We start from the raw sequence: 26,893 nt of genomic DNA, 5'->3' as shown, positions 1-26,893 counted from the left end.
CAAATTCTCCTCGGGCGTGCGGTATAATAACCAATAATTTCTCAGAACGAACTAAAGAACATTTGTCAATGTATTTTTAAAAGTTTTAATTCTTATTGTTTTATTGTTAAGGTGAGGATTTTCCTGAGGTTGATCGAACATGATAGAGACAGATCTCAAAAGGCGCTTCTGAGAAGACTTTCGGAAGTTAAAGAAGGCCCAAGCCATAGCCAGAAATTCATAGCACCACTCGGAGAGCCATGATTGACTCGCCCCCTGCGCGAATAAAACGGCAAACTTGTCTAGACTGAGGGGCCAGAAAAACCCCGTTCCCCCGAGAGGAACCCAAGAGACTGACACAACGTCAGAAGCTAGTTTATATCAATCGGTTCAACTCCAAAGCCTGCCCTCAACGCACGAATTCAGTTGCGATCTCCACAAGAGAACGCCACGCAAACGGCTCTAATGTAGAATTTTCTATGTATTCTTGCCCCACTCACCTCCAAAGCTTTATCCAGGCGGTACCCGTTTGCCTTCAAACCGCGACCTTAGGTGAGGTCTGGTCAATCTTTTGCCTGGAAAAATGCGATCGCCTGGTTGTTGTCAATCTTGAAAATCATCCCTTGGGACTCGTTAAATTGCCGGGTTTGATCGGGTATCTGTTCCCTCACCCCGAAGCGCGCGCCCGAAAAGTAGAGAACAAAGTAGAGAACAATTTTCAGACACTCACCCAACAAACCCTAACGGATATAAAGCCAACCCTCCTCGACCCGTTAATCTCCGTTCCCGTCGATCTCGACTGGGACCAATTTTGGCAGCGCCTTCAACAGATCCCCTCAGGTACGGCAAACGTTAGCGACGAAGATCGGGCCAACCCCGTCAATCTTTATCCCCAGTCTCTCGCCCTCGTTAATCCAGCCAATCAGTTCATCGGACTCCTCGACAGCCTGAAACTGCTGCAATATTTAGCCGGCCAACCTCACCTGCGCGACTCCACACCTCGCCGGACCCCAAGCAACGATTCCGACACACAAACCCAAACACCCAAATCGCTCCTACAACTGATCGAACAATTACCCATTCCCCTGGTCATACAACAGGAAAATGGCAAAACCCTCGCTCAAAATCAGGCGTGGCGTTCTCAATTTGGCTTGGACTCCCAATATATCTGTGAAACACCCGAATCCCTCACCTCCGAACCCGTTTCCGAGTCTACAACCCCACTCTCGAGAACCCCAAACCATCCCGTTTCCCCGTCGAAATGGATCTATTCACAGACCCCAACTCATCGATCCAAAGCCGACTCCTCCCCAGAAGCCGCCCCAACCGTCTCCAAAAATTTGAATATATTACCCGACTGGTCCGAAGTCGAAACCGACCACAACACCTATGTCTGCGTTTGTTCTCTCCCCAACCGAAACGAACGAGTTTGGCAATTTGTCCGTCAACCCTTACAAGGAAATGGGGCGCTATCTCTGGCTTCACCCCAATCTCAGTTATGGCTCGTCATCGCCCAAGATATCACCGACCAACACCGGGTTGCTCAAGAATTGGCCGCGAAAAATGCCGACTTGGTGCAACTCAACCGACTCAAAGATGAGTTTCTCGCCTGTATCAGCCACGAACTCAAAACCCCCCTCACCGCAGTTTTAGGACTATCCAACCTGCTCAAAGATCAGGCGCTCGGTTCGCTCAATGACCGTCAAGCCCGCTACGCTCAACTCATTCACCAAAGCGGACGCCATCTGATGATGGTCGTTAACGATATTTTAGACTTGACCCGCATGGAAACCGGACAGCTAGAACTGATTCCCGAACCGGTAAACATTCGAGCCGTCTGTCAGCGCGCCTTTGAAATTTCCCTACAACATCACTCCAACGATCGCCACCAATCTTCCGGCGCCGCCTCAAACGCCAACCCAACCGACCCCTCAAACGCCCCGAACCCTCTAGAACGCTTTGTTTTGGAGATTGAACCCGGTTTGGAAACTATTGTCGCCGATGAGTTGCGGTTGCGCCAAATGTTGGTTAATCTTCTTTCCAATGCCCTCAAATTTACACCCGATGACGGTCAAATTGGATTGCAAGTTAATCACTGGGAAAACTGGATCGGTTTTACCGTTTGGGATAGGGGGATAGGTATCCCCGAAGACAAGCAACATTTGATTTTTCAAAAGTTTCAACAGCTTGAAAGTCCCCTGACTCGTAAATTTGAAGGGACCGGACTGGGACTGGTTCTCACCCAACGCTTGGCCCGTTTACACGGGGGTGATGTCAGCTTTATTTCCAAGCACAACCAGGGGAGTCAGTTTACCCTGTTGTTACCTCCGAGTCCTCCCCAACGCAAAGATTGGGGCCTCGATACCCGCGACTGGCAACCCTCTCATCCGACGTCCAAAACCCAACGTTCCACCGTTAATCCTCCCCGTCCCAGTGCAGAAATTCAGTCTCGGTTAATCTTGATTGTAGAAGCCGCACCCCGCTATATTTTTAGTCTGAGCGAACAGCTAACCAGTCTCGGTTATCGCGTCGTTATCGCCCGTTCCGGTACCGAAGCCCTCGAAAAAGCTCGGTGTTTGCAACCTCGGGTGATTTTTCTCAATCCTCTGTTACCTTTGTTGTCGGGTTGGGATGTTTTGACTTTACTGAAAACTAATACTCACACCCATCAAATTCCTGTTGTGATTACGGCTACTTTGGGAGATAAAAAACGCGCCCAACTCAATAATTGTGACGGGTTTTTGAGTTTGCCGGTACAGAAACATGACTTACAAGAAATTCTGAATGAACTCAAACAGGATTCTCTTTCTCATCCCACTCAGCGATTAACTTTATTGTGGTTAAATCCGATTGAAGAAGATGTTCAACTGTCTTTTTTATCCGAAACTCAAAATTCGCCCTTGAATGTCAAAACGGTTGAAAATTCTATTCATCATTCCGCTTTAATTTTACATCATTTTTCCAGTTGTCGGATTTTAGAAGCAGATGATCTCAATCAAGCCGAACTTTTGGCTAGAATTTGGAATCCCGATGCGATTATTTTACAAAGTACCACAGGCGTTAAAAATTCCGTCGCCTTTCTGCAAGAATTCAGCGAGTCGGAAATTCTCAGCCGACTTCCTCTGATTACTTTGGATCAACCCACCACAGAAATTGCCAATCAACTTGAATCCCTTTCCGTTTTTCCCTGCTTGGTGGCGGAATATTTGCAGAATAATGACGAGAGTTCAGAATCCTCTCAAACTCTAGAATCTGCTTTGTTACAAGTGGTTCAAGTCGCAGTCGGGATGAATTGGAAACCCAATATTCTTTTAGTCGATTTTTCAATATTACCGGATTTTCAGGCGTCTGATTCTTTTCAACAAGATATTTATTCCGATCCGGATTCTTTATCCTTTGAACCTCAGCATTTTTCTGAAAATAACGACAATTGCGAACACAAAGAAGCTCAAACGAGCCGCTTTAAAACTAAAATAGATCGGGCATTAGTTCAGTATTTGCAAACCGCAGGTTTTCGCGGCTTAATGGCTCAATCTTGGTCCGATGTTCTCCAGCAGGTACAATATCACAGTGTAGATTTGCTGTTGATTTGTACCCGAGATTTATCACCCGCTCTTTTACAGGTGTTGAATACTTTAGAACAAATCTCTGCCGATTTTCCCATTCTGATTTTAAATCAATCCAATATTATCCTAGAAAACCTCGAACCTTCTCGGCCTTTATTAGACTCTCAGTCTGAAGAAGTTTTTAGGGATAATTCCCCTTTCACACTCCAGCAAACTCTGCAAGAAATTATGACAAAATTAGAGATAAAAGTTTTACCCGGTCAAATTTCTATATCCGATCTTTTAGAAGAAATTAAACAAATTCTTCACGAACATACAGAAAAATAAACTGTCTTCTCAAATCTCAGTTATAAATACTGAACTCTCAACCCTAAAAACAATTAATTCCTACCCGACAAATCTCTTTGTTCTCCTCTCCCCAAGTTCCTTTGAAAATTCAGTTAAAAAATTAACCCCAATTACAGCAGCTTATTTGCAAAGATTGGGGAAAACTCTTGACGATCTGGGATAAAATGAGTTGAGGTCGGAATGTCAGCTTGTAGGGCTACAATCATTTTCCCAGAGCAAAAAGTATCGGCTTCACCCAGACTCTCTCCCGGACAGAGATAATGGGACTCAACCCGACGAAGTTCAGGACGGAAAACCGTTATTTACAACAAGTACAAATCGTTTAAAATAAAGACAATTCAACCACTGGCTTGAAAACATCTCAGTCGCACTGTTAAATTACTCCTGAGTTGCATTCCTCACCCATGAAAATCAACCACCCTCAAAAAAACCAGATAAAACATCAGCAACCCGAGCGATTTTTAGGCAATCACTCTATTCTTCAAACCGGGGTATTCGCACTGATGATTTCCCTACTTTCAGCATTACCCACTCAAGCCGCAGAACGAGTTTATTTATCTTTTGCTTCGGCTAATGTTTCCGTCTCCGTAGAAGCTTTAGAAATCTACGCCAAAGAGGGTAAAATTCAGGATTCAGAACTCCAAAATTATCTCCTACTTTTGAGTGCAGACGACCAAGAACAGTTTCGGAATTTATTACTCGATTCCTATAAGTTTGACCCCTTGATGGTGTCTCAGTTTCTCAACTCTCCTACGGGTCAAATCTTCTTAGAAAAATTGGGAGATTTGATTCAAGCCAAACTCAATGAAAAAGGCACCATTACCCTCAGAAATGGTTCCGACGCCATTCGCACAGCCTTAATTAAAGCCGCACAAGATCCGGAGGGATTAACTCCGCTCAATATTTTACGGTATTTCCCCAGCGAAGGGATTCAAGTTAATACTCAATTACTCTTTGAGTTGCGAGATCAAATCACAACCTTATCCAGAGAAACTGAAGCCGTTATCGACAAAATTGTTAAAATCTCAAATGATGAAATCGCCTCAGAACCTCTAGCAGATTACACCCAAAAACCCGATATTCGGCATTCGGGACCCTACAGCACTTTAAAGCGAACAATTCTTCTCAACGATCGCCAACGCAACCGCAAAATATTAGTCGATGTTTATGTTCCCGCACCCCTCGAACAAGTTAATCAAGGAAAGCCAAATTCTATCCCCATTATCGTTGTTTCTCACGGTTTAGCCGCCAACCGAACCGACTACGCCGCCTTCGGGGAACATTTGGCTTCCTACGGGTTTGTAGCCGCATTAATTCAACATCCCGGTAGCGATACCGACCAAATTCAAGCCTTACTTTCTGGACGGGCAACGGATGTTTTTAAAGTCTCCGAATTCGTAGATCGACCCGCCGATATTTCCTTTTTATTAGACTCACTCGAACGGCGAAATCAAGATGAATTTGACGGTCAACTTAATGTTAATCAAGTCGGCGTAGCCGGCTACTCTTTTGGGGCTTATACAGCCCTGGCAATTGCCGGTGCAGAAATCGATTTTGACAACTTACAAGCCGATTGTTCTTCGGAATTTGACAGCCCCAATTTGGCTCGATTATTTCAATGTCGGGCTTTAGAATTGCCCCGGAAATCCTATCAATTCCGAGATGAACGGGTTAAAGCCATTATGCCGATTAATCCCGTTAATAGTAGCATCTTTGGAGAACAAAGTTTAAGCCAAATTTCCATTCCCATTCTCTGGAAAACTAGCGGCGAAGATAAAGTGACACCGGTGGCTTGGGAACAAGTTCGCTCCTTTACTTGGTTGACCACTCCCGATAAATATCTTCTCCTGGCCGAAGGAGATCATCATATTAATCTTAACCTCAGTATGGTTAATCAGGCCGTTAGCGCTTCTCTCAAAGAAATTGTTGATCCGGTTCCCCTGACCATTAATAATTATACTAATGCCGTCGGTTTGGCATTTTTCAAAGTTTATGTGGCAAATGATCCGTCCTATTCTCCGTATTTACAAGCCGCTTATGCCAAAGCCATCAGTGAAAATCCTTATCCTCTAAGTTTGGTTCGTTCCGTGACGCCCGAACAGTTTTTCCAAGCCATCCGACAAGCCAAACAACAGGGTTAAATTCTCAGTCAAAATTCAGAGGGGAACCATGTCTACTCAACTTTACGATCTGATTTTACGAAAAGGTTGTTTATTGCGATCGCCGACACAAACCGAAATCGTTGATGTGGCAATTGCCGCCGGAAAAATAGCCGTAATTGAGCCTTCAATTTCCGCATCCGCCCAACAAGAAATTAACCTGCAAGGGAAACTGATCAGCCCTCCTTTTGTGGAGTCTCACATTCATTTAGATTCGGCTTTAACCGCAGGTGAACCCCGCTGGAATCAGAGCGGAACCCTATTTGAAGGAATAAAAATTTGGGAAGAACGCAAACAAAAACTAACCCAAGAAGATGTTAAAGAACGGGCAATTTTAACTTTACAACAGCAGGCACAACAGGGGATTTTATTTGTTAGAACTCATGTGGATGTCAGCGACTCGAATTTAACTGCATTACAGGCTTTATTAGCCGTTCGAGAAGAAGTCAAAGACTGGATGACCCTACAAATTGTCGCCTTTCCTCAAGATGGAATTTATAGCCGTCCAGAACAGGAATTATTGCTCGAAAAAGCGTTGGAATTAGGAGCGGATGCGGTGGGGGGAATTCCCCACTATGAATTTACCCGAGAAGATGGAGTAAAATCCGTTCACCGTATCTTTGAACTCGCTCAAAAATATGACCGTTTAATTGATATTCACTGCGATGAAATTGATGATGATCAATCTCGGTTTTTAGAAGTCGTCGCCGCCTGTGCGATCCGAACCGAAATGGGGGAAAAAGTCACCGCCAGCCATACCACCGCTTTTGCTTCTTATAATAATGCCTATGCCTTAAAATTGATGGGGTTATTGAAGCGATCGCAAATTAATTTTGTTGCCAATCCTTTGATTAATATTACCTTACAAGGTCGCAGCGATACCTATCCCAAACGTCGGGGAGTTACCCGAGTTAAAGAGTTATGGCAACAGGGATTAAATGTTAGTTTAGGACATGATTGTGTGCAAGATCCCTGGTATAATTTGGGAACGGGTGATTTATTAGATGTCGCTCACATGGCGGTTCATGTCTGTCAAATGACCGGAATTCCCGAAATAGAAGCCTGTTATAATATGGTCACTTGGAACGGTGCAAAAACACTGTCGTTGGGTCAAAAATACGGGATAGAAATTGACCAAACCGCTAATTTTATTGTATTGGATGCAGAAAGCCGTTTTGATGCAATTCGCAAACGATCAACCGTTCAATATGTTTTTTCAAAAGGTCAATTGTTAATCGAAACAGAACCCGAAAAAACCATCTTTCACGCCACATCTTGACCGTCAGACAGTAAACAGTGACCAGTAATAACTGATCACTGGTTACTGCTCACTGATCACTGTTAATAACTTACTCTTCTTCTATACTGTTCGTAGGGATTTTGAGGATCGACTCGGTAATCGCGATCGCGATCAGTACGATTATCATAACGGCGATCGCTATCGTAGCGAGTGTCTCTGGTGCGATTGTTACGATTATTGCGATCGTAATTTCTATCAAAGCGATTGTCACGATTATTGCGATCGTAGCGACCATTAGAACGACCGTAGCGTTCTTTCCAATCTTTTTCTTCGCGATCTAGCTGTTTATCGAGGGCTTTATGAGCATCCCGAATCACTTGCTCTTTTTGTCTCTGAGACAAGCGAGAATTGTGGGGTCTGTTCATTTCATCGTTCATTTGGCGATCGAGTTCGCGATGACGCTGATCTCGATACCTATCCCAAGCTTCATCCCGACTATCGGCTAGTAATACGCCTTCGGTTTCTACCGGGTTTTCAAAGCGACTCAACTCAGATCGAGTATTAGAAGAAGCTTGAACGGGAATGGCACAGGTGGTTAGTAAGAGTGTGGCGACGGCTAAAATGCGTTTCATGTCTCCCTCCTTGGAGTGGATAGACTGCTAGTTCCTATTTCTAAGATAAGATGTGAAACCCGGTTTTGACTTCACCTCAATAGGGGAAGTGTGCCGTTGGCAACTGCTACGACACTATTTTCATTGTATCAGTCGAGTTTTCCGCCCCAATTGTTCCCTATTGTTTTTCACCGGGAACAGGTGTCAGGTGTCGGTGTAGGGGCCGGTTCTCAATTAATGTATCATCTCCGACTCTCAACCCATGTAAACCCGCCCCGGTCTCATCTAGGGGCTTGATGTAGGGGCCGGTTCTCAATTAATGTATCATCTCCGACTCTCAACCCTTGTAAACCCGCCCCCGAGTCGGAAGTCGGGAGTCGGGGAGAAGTCAAAAGTCAGAAGTCAAAAGTCAGAAGTTTAGAATTCCCCATTCCCTATTCCCCATTCCCTGTTCCCTGTTCCCTCTATTCACTGGTGACTGGTGACGGGTGACTGGTGACTGCCTATTTACCTTACTTCTGCTGTTGATAGAAACGCAAGACCTTTTGAGTGTACTCCGCCGTTTGACCGCTATTGTATTGATTGGGGTCTCCCGTCATCCACCAGGCCGCCGCCCGACGAATGGCAACGTCTTCGCTGTTACCACTGTTAGGGTATTCTTCATTGAGAACATCTTCCATGACACAGCCTAAGACCTGTCTGGCTTTCTGCTCATTGGCTTCAAACTGAGCCGGTGTCATTTCCTCATTAATACAGAGTCTAGACCAACGGGGGATATTCTCGGGCTTAATTTGCCAGTCCGTGTAGAGTCCATCATTTTCGGTTCCCGTCTGGGGAGCCGCCAAACGTAACGCCTCAACTAATGCTTGTACCTGAGCATTGGAGACCTGAGCCTGGACTGGAAGCATCCAGAGCAAAACGATCGCTAACAGTTTCCAGCTTACTCGCATTGTCTACTCCTTCACCGGTGGTTCATACCTTTGCTTAGACGATATCTGTTTTAGCACGTTTAGAAATCTTTCTGGCGAGAGAATCCGATCAGTTCTCCGGATAATCAACTCTCCAACTTGACAAATTGTACATTCTATGAGGCAGGTTGTGGCGAGAGAGACGGGAGGACGATTCGGCGGCGATCGCCAAATTTTACCTAGAATTTGGCACAAATAGGTAAGTTTACATAAAAACACTGTCCGATAACGGGTTAAGATAGGAAATCAGAAAAACTTAATATTTTCTCCAACTTGTCGTTCACTTAGAGAGGTTCCCTTGAGTCAGCAGAAAGACGCAATTGCTCCCCACGGCGGAGAACTGATTAACCGCATTGCCTCCCCCGAGCAACGGCAGGAATTTATAGAAAAAGCCGACTTCCTGCCCCGAATTCAGCTAGATGAGCGAACGCTGTCCGACCTAGAAATGATTGCCATCGGTGGCTTTAGCCCTTTAACTGGCTTCATGGAACAGGCAGACTACGAAACCGTCGTCACTGATATGCGCCTGAGTAACGGCTTACCCTGGTCGGTTCCGATCACCTTGTCCGTGACCGAAGAAGTGGCAACCCCCTTACTCGAAGGCAGTTATATCCGTTTGGACTCTCCTGCGGGCAAATTTGTCGGTGTACTCAAGCTCACGCAAAAATACACCTACAACAAAGAAAAAGAGGCGCTCAACGTCTATCGGACGACAGAAGACAAGCACCCCGGAGTTAAAGTCATCTACGAACAAGGGCCAATCAATCTCGCAGGGCCGGTTTGGTTGCTCGAGCGAGACGATCATCCCCTGTTCCCGCAATATCAGATCGATCCGGCCGTATCTCGGGCGTTATTCTGGGAAAGAGGATGGAAAACCATTGTCGGTTTCCAAACCCGCAACCCCATCCATCGCGCTCACGAATACATTCAAAAATGTGCTTTAGAAACAGTTGACGGTCTGTTTCTGCACCCGCTGGTCGGAGCCACGAAATCCGATGATATTCCCGCCGATGTCCGGATGCGCTGCTACGAAATTTTGATGGATAAGTATTATCCCAAAGATCGGGTAATTTTGGCAATCAATCCGGCAGCAATGCGTTACGCAGGCCCGAGAGAAGCCATTTTCCACGCCCTCGTCCGCAAAAACTACGGTTGTACTCATTTTATTGTGGGGCGCGATCATGCCGGGGTGGGCGATTACTACGGCACCTATGACGCCCAACATATTTTCGATGAGTTTGAACCCTCGGAGTTGGGCATCACCCCAATGAAATTTGAACACGCCTTCTACTGCACCCTCAGCGGCGGAATGGCAACCAGCAAAACCAGTCCGAGTCAACCCGAACAACGCATTCACCTGTCGGGAACCAAAGTTCGGGAAATGTTGCGTCGCGGCGAAATGCCACCGCCAGAATTCTCCCGTCCGGAAGTGGCCGCAGAATTGGTCAAGGCGATGCAGGGTTAACCCGGTAAAGCCCAAGTAACGCTCTAACGCCTTGGAGTTGAACAAAACCCCCCTTAATCCCATTGGCGAGCGGGTAATCTTTAAATAGAATAAAGACGAACCGAGCGTTCATTGTCCCCCATCTTTAGGGTGCATCTTTGGATTGGGGGGATCAAAAAATGCAATGCTTTTCGTTGCTGTCATGTCAGAGAATCAAGTCAAACCCGAGCGCCCAATCTTAGAAAAATTGATAGAATTTACCGGGTTATCCGGAATCGATGCCCTTGGGGTCGGGTGAGAAAATCGAATCAATCGGGGGTACATTGATGGCAACAAGCACGATACAATTTCTGACAGTACGGTTGAGTTTGGCTGGCGATCGCCCATCCGGGGGTTGTGGGTGGCCCGAGGTGAGCGCCTACGGTGGCGACCTGTTAAAATGCGTTTGTAACTCAGCCAACCCATTGAGATGGGTCGCTCTGGGATAAATCAGCAAGCATCGCCGCTCAAACCAATAGATAACACCAGGGCGCAACCGAAAGCAAGTTTAAGATTTGCTAAACTCACCAATTAAGAAAATATATAGATTGACTGAAGCCAAAAAGTGAGACGTTTTCAGCCGCAGGGTCGGATGTCAGGGAGAGAGAATGGGACTAAAACGACGAGAATTTTTGCAACGGGCTAGTTTACTACTAGCAGCACTCGGAATCAATGAAACCCAATGGGCGTTTGGGAGCGCTCGCTATTACCAAGCCCTCGCACAACCCACTCGCCGCAAATTAGCCCTGCTGGTGGGAATTAATCAATATCCCGGCGGTAGTGGCGGTTTTGAGCCGTTGCGAGGCTGTATTACCGATATCGAATTGCAACGAGAACTGCTAACCTGTCGCTTTGGCTTCGCTGATTCCGATATGATCACCCTCACGAATGACAAAGCTACCCGCGAAAATATTGAAAACGCCTTTACCACTCATTTAATCGCCCAAGCGAAACCCGGTGATGTGGTGGTTTTTCATTTCAGCGGCTACGGTAGCTATATTCCCCGGCCCAATTCAACCGCCAACTCCTCAACGGGTCAGAATGCCCTAGTTCCGGTTGACGGGACGGCCAGCGCCACAGAAGAAGGGGAAATTAACGACTTATTAGAAGATACACTCTGGTTACTGTTGCGAAGTCTGCCGACTCATCAAGTGATCACCGTTCTTGATACCAGCTACCCCTATCCGGGAGTCAGTCAACAGGGCGCTTTTCGCATTCGTTCGAGTGCCAGTCCCAATACCTCCCAACTCTCCCAAGCCGAACTCGCATTTCAAGACCAACTCTTATCCCAATTAAACATATCCCGAGAACAACTCGAAAAACGCCGTCCCAATCAATTCCCCGGTCTGGTTTTAGCCGCCACCAAACCTTCACAGGTGGCTGTAGAAATCAATTGGGATAACTGGAGTGCGGGACTGTTTACCCATACCCTTACCCAAACCCTCTGGTCGGCATTTCCCACAGACAGCTTGCAATCAAGTTTAATTCAAGTTGCAGGTGTGGTCGAACAAACGATGGGCGTTGCTCAACAACCCCAACTTTACAAAGAACTTCTCCCCGCAGCCGACCCCACACCAACCGACAAACCGCTTCCGTTTAAAAGTTTATTATTAAATTCCGGGGCGGCAGGCGGGGTAATCAAAGGCCTCGAAGACAATGGCAAAACCGCTAAACTCCTTCTGAGCGGTCTACCCGCATCGGTTTTAGAGTATTACGAAGCGAATTCTCTTTATACCGTTCTTCCCGACTCCGAATCTGACACCAGTCCGATTCTATCTCAACTGTTGATTCGCTCTCGCACCGGTTTAACTGCTAAAGCCACAGTCCGCAGTGTCGGCAGTGCCAATTCAACCTTACCCGAGATTAAAATCGGACAGCGGGTTAAAGAAGCCATTCGCGTCCTTCCCCGTCAAGTTGATTTGAAAGTGGCTCTCGACCCCAAACTCGCTCGTATTGAACGGGTTGACGCCACCAGCGCTTTCTCCGGTATCGGCGATGTCTCCATTGTCACCAATGACCAACCGGCCGATTATATTTTGGGGCGGGTCCGAGACACCGCTATCGCTCAAAGTCCTACTGCGCCCTTACCCTCCCTGTTTCAAGGGCGTTACGGCTTATTTTCGATGGGTCAGGCGTTATTACCCGAAAGTGTCGGAGAAGGCGGAGAAGCCGTTAAAATAGCCGTACAGCGACTCATTCCTCAACTGAAAACTCGACTGGCGGCTAAACTGTTTAACCTGACTCAAAACGATCAGTCTTCGCTGATGAAAGCCAGAAGCACCTTTGCTTTACTCACCCCTCAAGCTAAAGTGTTAATGAGTCGGGAAACGCCCCAAACCCAAAGCGATAGCAGTCTCCCTCAGGCTGAATTAGACGATAGTCCTCAAACGAATAATAGTTTATCATCTTCTCCTAGTCCTTCTGTTAGTCAAGGGATTGTTTCGGTTCCCGTCGGCAGTCGAGTTCAATATCAGTTACAAAATAATGGCAATTTGCCTCTTTATTTTATCTGGTTTCATCTCAATACTCGCGGACAAGCCTATATTCTCGATCCCATCTTAGAAGAGGCAGAAACCGAAAATGACTCGGAAAATTTACCCCGACAGCAACGAGTTGCACCCGGTAAAATTCGCAGTTTACCTCCAAACGCTTCCTATGAAAGTACGGTTTCCGCCGAGATGGTTGGACAAATGGTACGGGGGCCGGCTGGGTTGGCAGAAACTTATTTGGTTGTTAGTCATTATCCTTTTACTCAAACCTTAAAAGTGATTGAGAAGACGAATAAAATGGGAGGAAATAATATGAAGTTTCTGTTATTATCTAATCCTCTCGAAGTCGCAGAAGCGGTGTTAGAAGATTTGAGTAAAGCCAGTCAGCTAGGCGTTGAACGGGCCGGGATTTCGACGGATCATTTGGCTTTGGATATTAATGCTTGGGCTACTTTTAATTTTATTTATCGAGTTATTTAATTAAGGATGAATGTTCAATTCAGAATCTAATCTTAAACCCGTCAAAAAAGCGGTTATTCCGGCTGCGGGTTTTGGGACTCGGATGTTTCCCGCAACGAAAGGATTAAAGAAAGAGTTTTTTCCGATTATTGATAAAGATGGACTGGCTAAACCTATTATTTTAGTAATCGTTGAAGAAGCGATTCAAGCGGGAATTCAAGAGGTGGGAATTGTTGTACAACCGGGAGATCGCGAATTGTTTGAAGCGTTTTTTAAACATCCCCCCAAACTGGAATTTTGGAATAAACTCTCAGAAGAGCGATGGGAATATTGTAACTATTTACAAGCAATCGGAGAACGGATTACAATATTAACTCAAACCGAACAAGAAGGTTTTGGTCATGCGGTATTTTGTGCGGCTGACTGGGTGAACAATCAACCGTTTTTATTATTGTTGGGCGATCATGTTTATCGTTCAGATTTAGAGATTAATTGTGCGGGTCAATTATTGGAGATTTACAAACAAGTTCAACACAGTGTTATTGGTTTGAGAGTCACACCGGGAAATATTATTCATCATTACGGTTGTGTTGGCGGAATATTTCAAGAGTCCGAACAAATTTTATCTCTAACTCAAATTTATGAAAAACCGAGTTTAGATTATGCTTCAACTCATCTTCGGGTTGAGGGGTTGAATGAAAATCAATTTCTCTCGATTTTTGGTTTGTACGTCCTAGAACCCCAGATTTTTGAGATCTTAGCCGCACAAATTCAAGCGAATAAACGAGAAAAGGGAGAATTTCAGCTTACCTCTTGTCTGGAAATTTTACGCCAAAAACAGCCGGTTACAGGTTATATTGTTAAAGGTCAATGTTTGGATACCGGATTACCGGAAACTTACCGTCAGACGATGACTGAGTTTGGGTCTAAAGAGTAACTTTTATTTTTCTAGATTAAAACAGAAACTCGGATCGCGCTGTAGGGATCTGATTAAATAATTTAAGTGTTAACAGGACAAAAATTGTCATGCTGGCTAAACGAATTTTACCTTGTTTGGATGTTAATGCGGGTCGGGTGGTGAAAGGGGTTAATTTTGTAGACCTCAAAGACGCCGGCGACCCGGTTGAACTGGCGTCTATTTATAATGAAGCCGGCGCCGATGAGTTGGTGTTTCTCGATATTACCGCCACCCACGAACAGCGAAATATTATTATAGATGTGGTTTATCGCACCGCCGAACAGGTGTTTATCCCCCTAACCGTTGGCGGGGGTATCCAAAACTTAGAAATGATTAAAAATTTGTTAAGAGCCGGGGCCGATAAAGTCAGTATAAATTCGGCTGCGGTTCGCGATCCGGAGTTGGTCAGTCGAGCCAGCGATCGCTTTGGAGCGCAGTGTATTGTGGTCGCTATTGATGCGCGTCGCCGCCAAGATGCGGAGAACCCCGGCTGGGATGTGTACGTGCGGGGAGGGCGGGAAAACACCGGAATAGATGCGATCGCCTGGGCGGTGGAAGTCGCCGAAAGGGGCGCAGGAGAGCTTCTGGTCACGAGTATGGATGCTGATGGCACGCAAGCGGGATATGATTTAGAATTGACAAGAACTATTGCGGAAAATGTCGAAATTCCGGTGATTGCTTCCGGGGGTGCGGGAAACTGTCATCACATCTACGAAGCTTTGACAACGGGAAAAGCAGAAGCGGCGTTGTTGGCTTCGTTGCTGCATTACGGTCAGTTGAGTGTGGCAGAAATTAAGTCTTATTTAACTCAAGAGCAAGTTCCGGTCCGAAATGCTTAAATTCTGCAATTGTTAAATTTTCCAATTCTTAAATTCGGCTAAATTAGCGTGGGAATGTGATTTGGGTAGGTATTCCTTATCATATCGGTTGACAAGATTAATATTTGCCAGCAAACAGTTACAAAACTCCTGTTAGAATAGAAGAAATGTTACGAAACGTAACTTATGCTGATTCCTATTCTAATAATTGATGTTGCTCTGGTGGCTTGGTCTGTGCATCTCATGCAACAAGCTGCGCGTTATCGCGAGTTCTCTTTTGTGTTGGCGGGTATCTTGGTGGCGCTGTCTGCGGCCGCTATGATTCTGGTTTACTTTTTGATGGGATCTTGCATCGATCATCTTTATCAAATGTCTCAACATTCCTATTCTTACTCCTATTTTTAGGAGAGAATTTTCTTTCGGGTTGCATCCCCCTAGGGGCTGAGTCCGTCCGGTTTTACATGAAGTTTAGTAAATTTGACAAAAGACTTGACAAACTAAGATCAACTTCGCTACTATGAAAGATAGTGCAAGGGGCTATAGCTCAGTTGGTAGAGCGCCTCAATGGCATTGAGGAAGTCAGCGGTTCGAGTCCGCTTAGCTCCATCTCTCCTTTCACTAAAATAACTGTTAGCATCCATTTCGGGTTTGACGGGGTGGATGTCAGTTTGAACAGGAGTCACCCTTCGGGTTCGCCAGTCGCTCATGGGGGAAACCCCCAAGACCGCGCTGGCTCACCAGTCACCAGTCAGGTGTAGGGGCGGGTTCCGCAAAAATTCATACTTCCGATCAAGAACTCACATAAACCCGCCCCGGAGTTGGGAGGAAAGAAGTCAGAAGTCAGGAGTCAGGAGTTCAGGAGACACCGAGTCAGGAGAAACTGTTTACTGACTACTGTTATCACTCTCTTGCAAACTTTGCTCGCGAAGCGTCTCCGAAGGAGATACCCGCATATGGTGACTGGTGACTGCCTTTCCCCTATTCCCTCTTGCCTCTGACAAGAAGATATTTTACACAACTGAGATCATAATAATTATAGCGGTGTGCGATCGCCAGAACTCTACATCCCAAAAACTGGGTAACTTGTGCGAAATTGGCTTTTTAATCTCTACCGAAATTTTTAGCATTTTGTAAAGTTTGTAACAGAAATTTATCGAACTGTTCAGTTTTTTTCGAGAAAATTCTAGAATAAATAGAGAAAGGTTGGTGATAGATAAATTGGCTTTTTTCTCCGATTAAATAAATCAAAATTATGGTAAAATAGCTCCCAAATCTTTTCTCAGCAACCGAGCTTAAATTCTCTCTTGAGAATCTAGAAAATCAGTTTTCTTGAACTTGAGAAAATCGTCGAGAACAATCGCCTGTATTGCTTGAATAATCGTTACTCTAGCCAGAGAATTTTTCACCCAATTAGACTTTTAAAACCCCTCAAAAAATCCTCTAGTAAAAGTAAAAAAAAATCTTTTTTACTTTTATTAAAAAAATCTAAAAAGCAGTACAATTACTTATAAAGAAGTTCGAGTAGAGGAGAAGTAATTAGCAGATTGTAAGGAGAAATACAACACCTGAAAATCTCACTTACTTTTCGATCACTTTTGGCTAACTTTCAGGTGACACCCTGACTGTGAAAACTTCTGGAACACATTACTTTGTTCTTACTGACAGGGCTATGGGATTGCTTTAATCTTAAGAACATACCGAAAAAACAACCTCTCTTTAAGCACCTGAGGTCAAACCCATGAAAAGCACCATCAAAGTATTCATCACCACTGCAATTGTAACTGCTGGTTTAGTCGTTGGCATTTCTCAAGCCAAAGCTCAACCGGATACATTCACTAAAGAACGGGTTGTCTTTCAAACGGTTGAAATTGACCCGGAAAAAAATCAATATGGTACGGTTCCCATGATTGTACGGGAAACCTACGACACTCGTTATCCTGGTCTTCTCGGTGGAAATTCTTTACTCAAACGAGAAGTCGTCCAGGTTGCATCTGAACCCTTAATCATTTGGCAAGTTACCCTTTCTTCTAGCGATCCGAACGGATCTTACACCCCCGACCGTCGCGCCCAAGCAATTAGCACTCGTTTAACGAACTTGGCTGACTCTTTAGGGGTAACAACTTTAGAAGAAATGTATCAAGCCGGAGTCGTCAACTACGAAACTGTAATCTTCGCCTCAGAAGAACCGGGTGACGCTAATTTTCAAAATGTAGTGTTCACCTTATCTCCAGGAAACCGGGAACAAGGCGATGTGTTCGTTGAACACCTGCAAGACTACGGAGATGCAACTGCGAGTGGTGAGCCGCTTTACAACTAATTGAGCTTACCAGATGGAATCTGCCGGGAGTTGTTACCAAAGTGACAAAATTGATCCGTGCGTGACAACTCCCCCCTTCTCCAACGCTAAACAACGCTCAACAAACCCATCGCCTTGATTGAAGAATCGTCCACCTTTAGAACTTCACGAGGGCTAACTATGAAAGCAATCCAACTCACCACCGCACTGCTTCTATCGGCTAGCTTTGCCTATCCCTCTATCGCTCAAGAAGAAATCTCCCCAGTGACAACAACTTCTTATTCGAGAGTGCAAGAAGTTCACGAGACAAACAATCAAGTCATTGATCGGGATCTCAACAATAATAATGTGTTGAGCGTCAGTTTAGATCAATTAGAAGTTCAGTCTCAACCTGGACTCTCGCGCCGCAATCTCAATCAAGTGAGTGAAAACATTAACTCACAGATGGATAAAAACCAGCAGAGATGGGAAGTAGAAGTTGACTGGGAGAATAACAAACTCAAACGTTACTTCTAAATCGCTAGTCTCTATGAACGCTCTCAAGAAAGCATCTATTGAACAGAGCATCGAAAGCTCAAACCTCACGCTCACAGAAGCCTTTATTATGGCGATCGCGATGATCACCGCTCTGTCACTCCAGGCTGAGGCCAAATCTCAAAACCCTCAAATCGCAGTCAGCCTCGAACAAGACCTTCCATCCTTGGCAGAGTGCAAGACTTCAGAGGTCAAAATTTCCAATCCGGTTGGACAATAAAGCTTTCTGAGATCGAGAACCCGTCCATCATCCCCGTGCTGTTCACCATTCAATTATCTCAACCCCATCGACAGGAGAATCTATCATGTTTGGCAGATCCATCAAACCCAACTCCACAAACCTTAACAACCCCTTCAAAATTTCTGCCGCTCTTGCTTTGATCACCGTTGGAATGTTCGGCGTGATCTCCGAAACTCCCAGAACACCTTCTGCGCGATATCACAGCGAAGATCATACCGAAGAAATCAATCGGATCAGACAGGGAGGAGTCACCATCTATCGTTATGAAGTGACCGATCCCACCACCGGTTCTGCGATCTCCGTCTCCAAAATTCGCCAGCAGTAGATTTGAGATGCAATCATCTCCAACAAGCAGGTACAATTCGTAGAGTCAGGACAATTCCTAGATGTGGGTTGAGCGAGAAATCATTGACACGCTAACACAAATAATAGGCAGGTTACAGCGTTTAGCGACGATCAACTCCCACGTCAAACCGATTAAGACTGTCCTCGCAGGGACAAATTAGAAACCGGAATAGCCCAACTGAGCGCTTTCATCTGTTGAACTTGTTCGGGAGAGGGACTCGATCCATCACTATAACGATAGACCTTATCTGCGGAGAGGGCAAACTTAGAACGACCGTTAATCCCAATCAATTCACCCCGTTGGTTAAACACCGGACCGCCACTCATTCCACTGCGGATGTCGTTGGTATAACCCAGTTGATACCCTTCTACTAAGCTTCGGTTCGGAACCATCCCCACTTGACCTTGAGTCAGTTGAAATGGCCGATTTCCCCAGTCCCGAGTATCTTGCATTTTACCCGGAGTCGTATTCAACCAATTGGGAAATCCCGCAGCCATCACGCTTTCTCCGACTCTCACCCCGCTACTGTTGCCAATTTTTGCCACTTGATGGGAGCCGCTACTATTAAACTGAAGTACCGCAACATCGAGATGGCGTGATGAGGAAACCAAACGGCCCCCGTGCATTTGGCCATCTGCGGTTAAAATCATAAAACTACCCGAGTGATTGCCAACCACATGAGCATTTGTGACCACCGTGTATCCTTGTCCCGAACGGTTGATAATCACACCCGACCCCACACTCCGGTTCGCAAAAATTCTGACCGTCACCTGACGAGCCATTTCGGACATTGAAGCGGGAACATTTTCCGAACTTGAGGGGGAAGACATCGTATAACCCGAGGAATAGGACGGAGTGCGGCTATCTGCTGCCGGGAGGTTAACCCCCAGAAACAACAACGAAGCACCAATGACCTGAGTTCCCAATAATAACGTTTTCAAAAATGAACGAGTTGATTGGGAAACGCCAGCAAAACGGTTTTTTTCTGCTCTGTATGGATTAGACAGCATAATATTCGGTGTTTTTGTTGTAAATCGTGTTTTTTTGAAAAAAATCTTAGATTGCCTCCGCGATCGCCGTCGATCTGCTTCTGTCAATCCCTTCTAAAATCAGGATGCCCAAATTTAAAAAGATAAAATTCACACCACAGCCTTAGTCAGCTAGCCTAGCAGTTAGAGGTAAAAACAGCAAGATCTAATTTGGGATCAAAGCATATCGCCGTTAACCGCTTAAATTTGGCCGAATTTCCCGAAAATCGATCCGATCGCACTTGTTCAACATCTACCATTCGAGAAAGACTTGATGTTCAGACTAAGGGAAAACCCCCCCAAATGTATCCAACTTCAGGAGAGTTTCACAGGCTCGAACCGCGATTTGCCAAAACAGATCGCTAAAATAATGATTGGCTTTTGGCCCCGGCAGTGCTGTTACCGACAACTAACCACTGAGCGACTGGGGTTGACTCGGTACAAGGATTAATCCAACATGAGGCGACCAAACCGCGATCGCAATAGTTTTGACTCATCAGGTGCAAGGTTCTTTCTATCTTGTCCACTTCCGGACCGACAGACCGGAAGCGAACCCTTCATAGAACGGGAGAGTCCGACCAGTTCTCCAGCACCCGATCTCAACTGGCTACTGAGCGCCTACCAACGGCTTTCCCAACAACTCGAACTCGACAACCTCCTGATTACATTGATCGAGATTCTCCTCGAAACCGCGATCATCTCTCAGGCGTGGCTGATTCTAAAAACACCCGACGACGACGCTCAATGGCGGATTGAAGTTTCGGGAAGTTTGGAGTCGAATTCGGTACAACTCTTAGAATCTTTACCGCTCGAAACCGCAGAAAGTCCCCTCTTAGAAACCATTGTGAATCGGGTTCTTCACACTCAAACCCCTTGGGTGTTGAACGATGTTTCCCAACAGGCCGATTGGATTTCCCATTCTCCAATTCAACCCCTTTCTCTGTTCTGTCTTCCCTTGCAATTTCAGGGGAAAGTTTTGGCGATTTTATACCTGGAAAATCATTTTATTGCCAACGCTTTTACACGGGAATTTCAAGAACTCCTCAGCCGCCTTTCTCCTCAAATGGCGATCGCCTTAAATAATGCTTACCGCTACGAAAATCTCAATCAAAAAATCGCCAACCATTGCCAAGCGCTCGCCCAGGCTGTTAGCGAATTTAAACAAACCCAAAAAAAACTGGTACAATCCGAAAAAATGGTTGCTCTCGGACAGTTGATTGCGGGAATCGCTCACGAAATCAATACCCCTTTGGGGGCGATTTATGCTTCGGTTCAAAATCTTTCTAATGCCCTCGATTACACTTTAGAAAAACTTCCCTTTCTGTTGAGAAAACTTTCAACCCCTCAACAGGAAGACTTTCTCAAGCTCTTAGCCGAAACTCGCCTCAACAACAATATTCCTCTGTCTTTTCGAGAAGAACGTCAGTTTAAACGAAACCTCGAACAACAGTTAGTTAATCGAGGGTTTAAAGAACCGGAAATGACCGCTCAACTGTTGGTCGAAATGGGAATTTCAGAAATAACAACTCCCATTCACCGCCTTTTAGAAGCTTCTAACTCGACTGAAATTTTAGATACCGCTTATCATTTGGTGCTGCAATCTCGAAATCGTGATAATATTAAATTGGCGGTTGAAAAAGCCTCAAAGATTGTTGCAGCGCTCAAACGTTACGTGCATTGCGATCGCTGTGATTGTATGACCACCGCCCGAATTTCTGAAGAAATTGACACGCTTTTAACCCTTTATCAGCACGAGTTGAAACAGGGAATTCAAGTCAGTACAACCTATCAAGATTTGCCGGAAATTTGGTGTTATCCTGACCAATTGAATCAAGTTTGGGCGAATCTGATTCAAAATGCTATTCACGCGATGGGAAATCAAGGAAAATTAGAGATTATAGCCGCTCGCCGTTCTAATTTTATCCAAGTGCAAATTATTGACTCCGGTTGTGGGATTTCTCCCGAGATTCAAAACAAAATTTTTGAACCGTTTTTTACCACAAAAGAAGCGGGAGTGGGGACGGGTTTAGGATTAGATATTGTCCGTCAGATTGTTATCCAACATCGGGGACATATCGAAGTCGAGAGTCAACCGGGACGGACAAGCTTTACAGTATACCTACCTATTGAGAAACAGCCAAATCTTCCGAAGAAATCAGTTCAATCTGAACAGATTTAGTTTAAATTTTAATTTATTCTTAGATCAAGGTGGGAAAATAGTCCGTCTTTATACCCACTCAATTAACGGCAGGGTTAATCGCATCATCCATCTGTTGACTCGCTCACCCGAGGGAGTCCGTTTAGGTGACTGCTGATTCTAAAATCCTAACAATTATCATCTTGATCTGGATTCTCACTGAAACGTTATATAAACTTTAATTTATCGCTATAAAATCCTCATAAAATCAAACTCAAAAAAACATGAAAACCACTAAATTCTAAGGCAAACAGAAAAAAACACCTCAACTCTAGAGGGAAAAGCGATGGTTAAACCTACAATTATTTGTGTAGATGATGAAAGAATGGTGCTGATTAGTTTGCGAGATCAGCTACTACCCTATTTGGGAGAAAAATACAACATCGAACTCGCACAAAGCGGAGAAGAAGCCCTAGAACTTCTCGAAGAATTGCAACTCGAACGGGTCGAAATTCCCCTGATTATTTCAGATTTAATCATGCCCAGAATGACCGGGGATGAACTGCTGAAACAGGTTCACGAACGCTCAAGTAAAACCCTAAAAATCCTCCTGACCGGACAGGCGAGTACCGTTGCAATTGGCAATGCGGTAAACTCTGCAAATCTCTACCGTTACATCGCTAAACCTTGGGATGAAACCGATCTTTGTTTAACGGTAACAGCCGCTTTAAGAAGCTACCAACGCGATAAACAACTCTCGGAACAAAACGCCGCCCTGCACAAAATTAATCAAGAATTAGAACAATTGAACGCCTGTTTAGAACAAAAAGTAGCCGAACGAACTTGGGAATTAGAAGAAAAAAATCGCTTACTCAAACGCGAAGAAGAACAACTGAGAAAAAGCGAAGAACGTTGGCAATTGGCGCTCAAAGGAAGCAATGATGGTATTTGGGATTGGAATGTAAAAACCAATGAAAGCTTTTATTCCACCCGTTGGAAACAAATGTTGGGCTATGAAGATCACGAAATTGGAAACACCCTCGATGAATGGTCACAGCGAGTCCATCCCGAAGATTTACCTCTGACTTTAGCCGCCATTGAAGAACATATTAAGCGCAAAACCACCTATTTTACTTTTGAGTTTAGAATGCGCTGTAAAAACGGCGAGTACAAATGGATTTTATCTCGCGGACAGGCGCTATTTGATGAAAATGGGGAAGCGGTTCGGTTTGCCGGTTCTCACGCCGATATTAGCGATCGCAAACGAGCAGAAGAAGCTTTAGAATATCGCGCCCAAAAAGATAATTTACTCAGCCGCATTTCCGAACAGTTTCTCAACCAAGATACCGATAAAGCGATTCATTTGGCTTTGCAAGCCACAGGCGAATTTATGGAATGCGATCGGGTTTATGTTTTTTGTTACAGCGATAATCATACAAAATTAACTCAAACTCACGAATGGTGTAATGGGAATGTTGCTTCTTTTATTGAAGATTATCAAGGCGTACCCATTGAGGTTTTTCCCTGGTTTGTTCAAACTATTCTCAAAGGTAAACCCTTTCAAGTTTCTAGTATTGCCAATTTACCCGATCTTGCCTTCGCTGAAAAAGCCGAACTTAAGCGTCTGGCGACTCAATCTTTATTAATTGTTCCGATGCAATTAACCGGACCGGAAGTCAATCAAGATGTGGGATTTATTGGCTTAGATAGTGTGCGATCGCCCAGAGTTTGGAGTCAAGAAGATATTAATTTAGTGCGGCGAGTCGGGGCGTTAATTGCGATCGCGCAGGCGAAATATGAAGCCGAACGCGCTTTAAGAGACTCAGAAGCCAGGTTTGCGGGAATTTTAGATAATGCAGACGAGGCGATTATTTCTATTGATGAAACTCAACAAATTACGCTATTTAATCAAGGAGCAGAAAAGATTTTTGGTTATTCTCAAGCGGAAGTTTTGGGTCAAGCGCTCGATATTTTATTACCTTTACGGTTTGTTGACACCCATCACCATCATATAAAAGATTTTACCCAAACTCCATTATCGGCTCGAAAAATGAGCGAACGAAACACCGTATTTGGGCGGCGTCGGAATGGCGAAGAATTTCCCATTGAAGCTTCAATTTCTAAATTACAACTGGGAAATAAACGAATTTATACGGCATTTGTTCGCGATATTACCGAACGCAAACGCGCCGAAGAAGAACTGAAAAGCGCCAAAGCAGCAGCCGACAGTGCGAGTCGGGCGAAAAGTGAATTTTTAGCAAATATGAGTCACGAATTAAGAACCCCTTTAAATGGCATTTTAGGCTACGCTCAAATTTTGCAGCGGGATAAAACAATTACCTCACAGCAGCAAAAAGGGTTGGGGGTGATTAAACAATGCGGTTCTCATCTATTGATGTTAATTAATGATATCCTCGATTTGTCAAAAATTGAAGCTCAAAAACTCGAACTTCATCCGACGGATTTTGATTTTTTGACGTTCCTTTGTGGGGTTTCTGAAATTTGTCGGGTGCGGGCGGAACAAAAGAATATTTCTTTTACTTCTAAAACCAGTCAACATCTGCCTCAAAATCTTCATGCTGATGAAAAAAGATTGCGTCAGGTGTTGATTAATTTGATTAGTAATGCGATTAAATTTACCGATACCGGAACTGTTACTTTTAGCGTTGAATTGATAGAAAATGGTATGGCTACGGTTTGTGAAATTGAACAACCGAATCGATGTTTTACACCGCCCCAATGTGCAAGACATAAAATTAGATTTTTAGTTGAAGATACCGGAATTGGCATTCCGCTAGAAGAAATTCAGAAGATTTTTATTCCCTTTGAACAAGTTGGCGATCGCTTTCGGAAGGCGGAAGGAACCGGGTTGGGATTGGCAATTACTCAGAAAATTGTTTCGTTGATGGGGAGTAGATTAAATGTAGAAAGTGTGGTTAATAAAGGCAGTCGATTTTGGGTAGATTTGGATTTACATGAATCTTCAGAATGGGTCGATGCAACTGTGATGATGCCTTCGATTATTAGAGGTTATAAAGGCAAAGAATACACGATTTTAGTTGTTGATGATCGCTGGGATAATCGCTCAATTTTGATTAATATGTTGGAACCTCTTGGGTTTAAATTAATAGAAGCCACTCACGGAGACGAAGGTCTTGAAAAAGCGATTATCTACCGACCCGATATTATTATTACAGATTTGGTGATGCCTCAGATGGATGGCTTTGAAATGACTCGAAAACTCCGGCAAATTCCCGAGTTTAAACACACGAATATTATTGCAACTTCTGCGAGTGTTTTTAGTTTGGATCGGCAAAGAAGTCAGGAGTCGGGTTGCGATGCTTTTTTACCGAAACCATTACAGTTAGAAGATTTGTTAGAAACCTTGCAAATTTTGCTGAATATTTCTTGGATCTATGAAGATAGTGAAGTGTCAGCCGCGATGAGTTATGCTCCGAAATTTGATAAAAATACAGATGTTTTACTCCCTCCAAGTTCCGAGTTGAGCGGGGTTATAGAAGCTTTAGAAATCGGAGATTTTGAAACCATTGAACAAGAAGCTGAACGGCTGAAAACTCAAGAAAAAAGTTATGCTAAATTTGCAAATAAACTGTTGGAGATGGCGCAAGAGTTTGATGAAGAAGGAATTCTTAATTTGGTCAAATAATTACGATTAAAGGGGAGAACGTTATGATAGAAAATCGCCAACAAGAACTGATATTAATTGTTGATGACAATCCGACCAATATTAAAGTCTTGTCGGACTTTTTAAAAGATTTTGGCTTTAAAGTTTTAATTGCAAAAGATGGCGAAAGTTGTCTCAATAAATTGGAAAAAATTAAGCCAGATTTAATTTTATTAGACGTAATGATGCCGGGAGTTGATGGCTTTGAAACCTGTCGCCGCATTAAAGCTTTAGACGCAACCAAAGACATTCCCGTGATTTTTATGACCGCGTTAACCGATCCGGTTGATAAACTAAAAGGGTTTACATTGGGAGCGGTTGATTATATTACAAAACCCCTGCAACACGAAGAAGCGATCGCCCGGGTAAATGTTCATTTAAAATTACGGAGTTTAACCAAACAACTGGAACGACAAAATCATCTGTTAGAAGAACAAAATCTGCTTTTACAAGAAGAAATTCGTTCTCGAAAACTAGCAGAGTCGGCTTTAAGATTATCCGAAGAAAAGTTTTCTAAAGCCTTTCGCTGTAGTCCCCATCCTCTTACCATTAGCACCCTCGCAGAAGGGCGATATATTGAAGTCAATGAAAGCTTTTGTCGCCTAACCGGTTATAATTTTGATGAAATCATCGGAAAAACAGCCGATGACTTGGACTTTTGGGTAAACTCAGACGATCGCGATCGCGTGATTCAACAGTTACAAACAGAAGGAACCATTCGCAATCAAGAATTTAACTATCGAACCAAATTAGGAGCAATTAGAACCGTATTATTATCAGCAGAAATCTTTGAGTATGACGGACAAGATTATTTATTGGCTATTCCCAATGATATCACCGATCGCAAACAAGCGAAAGCCGTTGTTCAACGTGCAACTCAGGAGTTACAACGCATTACAACCATTGATGATTTAACCCAAATTGCCAACCGCCGGCGCTTTGAAGAATATCTGGGTCAACAATGGGGAAAACTCGGACGAGAACAGGCTTCTTTATCCTTTATTTTATGCGATATTGACTATTTTAAACATTATAATGATACTTACGGTTATGAAGCGGGAAATGACTGTTTAAAAGCAATTGCTCAAGGGCTTTTAGAAACCACTCGTAATCCTGCGGATCTGGTTGCTCGTTATGGGGGCGAAGAATTTGCGGTGGTTCTTCCTCATACAAATTCCTCGGAAGCGTTAAAAGTTGCCGAAGCGATTTGTTCCTTCATTCAAAAACTAAAAATTCCTCACAGTCAATCAAATGTCAGCGAATTTGTTACTTTAAGTTTGGGGGTTTCTACTGTGATTCCTAATTCTGAATCTTGTCCCGCAGAAGCGTTAATGAGTCCAGCAATTAGAGCGTTATCTCAAGCCAAACAACGGGGACGAGACACCTATTCTTTGCATCCTGAACCTCAATCTGCTTGATAAAGTTGTTGTGCTAGTTGTTGTGCTTTAGCACAAAAAGAATCGAGCGGGTTTTTACAGTTATCAGTTATCAGTTATCCAGTGACCAGTTTTTACAGTTATCAGTTATCAGTTAGTTATCAATAGCATG

General features: G+C 44.3%; 20 protein-coding genes and 1 tRNA gene. 18 read left to right on the top strand and 3 right to left on the bottom strand.

Annotated features, from left to right (window positions below):
• Positions 1–458: 458 nt before the first annotated feature.
• The 3 genes from ACL6C3_RS05620 (at position 459) to codA (ending at position 7,331) form a co-directional block, all read left to right on the top strand.
• Complete coding sequence (locus tag ACL6C3_RS05620) at positions 459–3,872, top strand: ATP-binding protein (RefSeq protein WP_413166067.1); 3,414 nt, start codon at positions 459–461, stop codon at positions 3,870–3,872.
• A gap of 524 nt (positions 3,873–4,396) precedes the next feature.
• Positions 4,397–6,034 carry an alpha/beta hydrolase gene (locus ACL6C3_RS05615; RefSeq protein WP_413166065.1) on the top strand — a complete coding sequence of 546 codons (1,638 nt, stop codon included), beginning with the start codon at positions 4,397–4,399 and terminating at the stop codon, positions 6,032–6,034.
• Positions 6,035–6,062: 28 nt separating this feature from the next.
• Positions 6,063–7,331, top strand: a complete 1,269-nt coding sequence (gene codA / locus ACL6C3_RS05610) for a cytosine deaminase (protein ID WP_413166063.1) — start codon at positions 6,063–6,065, stop codon at positions 7,329–7,331.
• Positions 7,332–7,393: 62 nt separating this feature from the next.
• On the opposite strand, the gene ACL6C3_RS05605 is transcribed toward codA, so the two are convergent.
• The gene (locus ACL6C3_RS05605; RefSeq protein WP_413166062.1) at positions 7,394–7,924 is read right to left on the bottom strand and encodes a hypothetical protein; all 531 of its coding nucleotides are present in this window, start codon (positions 7,922–7,924) and stop codon (positions 7,394–7,396) included.
• A 491-nt stretch (positions 7,925–8,415) separates the two neighbouring features.
• On the bottom strand, positions 8,416–8,853 hold the full coding sequence (locus ACL6C3_RS05600) for a hypothetical protein (protein ID WP_413166061.1): 438 nt from the start codon (positions 8,851–8,853) through the stop codon (positions 8,416–8,418).
• Positions 8,854–9,169: 316 nt separating this feature from the next.
• Between ACL6C3_RS05600 and sat the strand changes: the two genes are divergently transcribed.
• The 11 genes from sat (at position 9,170) to ACL6C3_RS05545 (ending at position 18,474) form a co-directional block, all read left to right on the top strand.
• Positions 9,170–10,336 (top strand): sulfate adenylyltransferase, encoded by a 1,167-nt coding sequence (sat, locus tag ACL6C3_RS05595; RefSeq protein WP_413166059.1) that lies wholly within the window; start codon positions 9,170–9,172, stop codon positions 10,334–10,336.
• Between the two features lie 305 nt (positions 10,337–10,641).
• Entirely contained in the window at positions 10,642–10,803 is a 162-nt protein-coding gene (locus ACL6C3_RS05590) for a hypothetical protein (RefSeq protein ID WP_413166058.1), read from the top strand.
• 159 nt (positions 10,804–10,962) lie between these two features.
• A complete protein-coding gene (locus ACL6C3_RS05585; RefSeq protein WP_413166057.1) occupies positions 10,963–13,323 on the top strand; it encodes a caspase family protein in 2,361 nt (786 codons plus the stop codon).
• A 10-nt stretch (positions 13,324–13,333) separates the two neighbouring features.
• Complete coding sequence (locus ACL6C3_RS05580; protein WP_413166055.1) at positions 13,334–14,239, top strand: sugar phosphate nucleotidyltransferase; 906 nt, start codon at positions 13,334–13,336, stop codon at positions 14,237–14,239.
• 89 nt (positions 14,240–14,328) lie between these two features.
• Complete coding sequence (gene hisF / locus ACL6C3_RS05575; RefSeq protein ID WP_413166053.1) at positions 14,329–15,099, top strand: imidazole glycerol phosphate synthase subunit HisF; 771 nt, start codon at positions 14,329–14,331, stop codon at positions 15,097–15,099.
• A gap of 165 nt (positions 15,100–15,264) precedes the next feature.
• Positions 15,265–15,483, top strand: coding sequence for a hypothetical protein (locus tag ACL6C3_RS05570; protein ID WP_413166052.1), 219 nt, complete (start codon positions 15,265–15,267; stop codon positions 15,481–15,483).
• A gap of 128 nt (positions 15,484–15,611) precedes the next feature.
• Positions 15,612–15,684 (top strand) — tRNA-Ala (locus tag ACL6C3_RS05565).
• A gap of 1,132 nt (positions 15,685–16,816) precedes the next feature.
• On the top strand, positions 16,817–17,395 hold the full coding sequence (locus ACL6C3_RS05560; RefSeq protein ID WP_413166050.1) for a COP23 domain-containing protein: 579 nt from the start codon (positions 16,817–16,819) through the stop codon (positions 17,393–17,395).
• Positions 17,396–17,554: 159 nt separating this feature from the next.
• Positions 17,555–17,890 (top strand): hypothetical protein, encoded by a 336-nt coding sequence (locus ACL6C3_RS05555; protein ID WP_413166049.1) that lies wholly within the window; start codon positions 17,555–17,557, stop codon positions 17,888–17,890.
• Positions 17,891–17,903: 13 nt separating this feature from the next.
• Positions 17,904–18,128 (top strand): hypothetical protein, encoded by a 225-nt coding sequence (locus ACL6C3_RS05550; protein ID WP_413166047.1) that lies wholly within the window; start codon positions 17,904–17,906, stop codon positions 18,126–18,128.
• 85 nt (positions 18,129–18,213) lie between these two features.
• Positions 18,214–18,474, top strand: coding sequence for a hypothetical protein (locus ACL6C3_RS05545; protein ID WP_413166045.1), 261 nt, complete (start codon positions 18,214–18,216; stop codon positions 18,472–18,474).
• 152 nt (positions 18,475–18,626) lie between these two features.
• Here the strand turns inward: ACL6C3_RS05545 and ACL6C3_RS05540 are convergent, their stop codons facing one another.
• Positions 18,627–19,505 (bottom strand): S1C family serine protease, encoded by an 879-nt coding sequence (locus ACL6C3_RS05540; RefSeq protein WP_413166043.1) that lies wholly within the window; start codon positions 19,503–19,505, stop codon positions 18,627–18,629.
• 189 nt (positions 19,506–19,694) lie between these two features.
• Between ACL6C3_RS05540 and ACL6C3_RS05535 the strand changes: the two genes are divergently transcribed.
• The 4 genes from ACL6C3_RS05535 (at position 19,695) to ACL6C3_RS05520 (ending at position 26,763) form a co-directional block, all read left to right on the top strand.
• A complete protein-coding gene (locus ACL6C3_RS05535; RefSeq protein ID WP_413166042.1) occupies positions 19,695–19,889 on the top strand; it encodes a hypothetical protein in 195 nt (64 codons plus the stop codon).
• A gap of 91 nt (positions 19,890–19,980) precedes the next feature.
• The gene (locus ACL6C3_RS05530; RefSeq protein WP_413166040.1) at positions 19,981–21,702 is read left to right on the top strand and encodes an ATP-binding protein; all 1,722 of its coding nucleotides are present in this window, start codon (positions 19,981–19,983) and stop codon (positions 21,700–21,702) included.
• A 304-nt stretch (positions 21,703–22,006) separates the two neighbouring features.
• Complete coding sequence (locus ACL6C3_RS05525) at positions 22,007–25,327, top strand: PAS domain S-box protein (protein ID WP_413166038.1); 3,321 nt, start codon at positions 22,007–22,009, stop codon at positions 25,325–25,327.
• Between the two features lie 23 nt (positions 25,328–25,350).
• On the top strand, positions 25,351–26,763 hold the full coding sequence (locus tag ACL6C3_RS05520) for a diguanylate cyclase domain-containing protein (protein WP_413166037.1): 1,413 nt from the start codon (positions 25,351–25,353) through the stop codon (positions 26,761–26,763).
• Positions 26,764–26,893: the final 130 nt, after the last annotated feature.

The organism is Capilliphycus salinus ALCB114379 (genome assembly GCF_047276495.1).
Lineage (GTDB): Bacteria > Cyanobacteriota > Cyanobacteriia > Cyanobacteriales > Microcoleaceae > Capilliphycus > Capilliphycus salinus.
The sequence above is the reverse complement of the archived record's forward strand: the minus strand, read 5'-3'. Positions and strand labels throughout refer to the sequence as shown.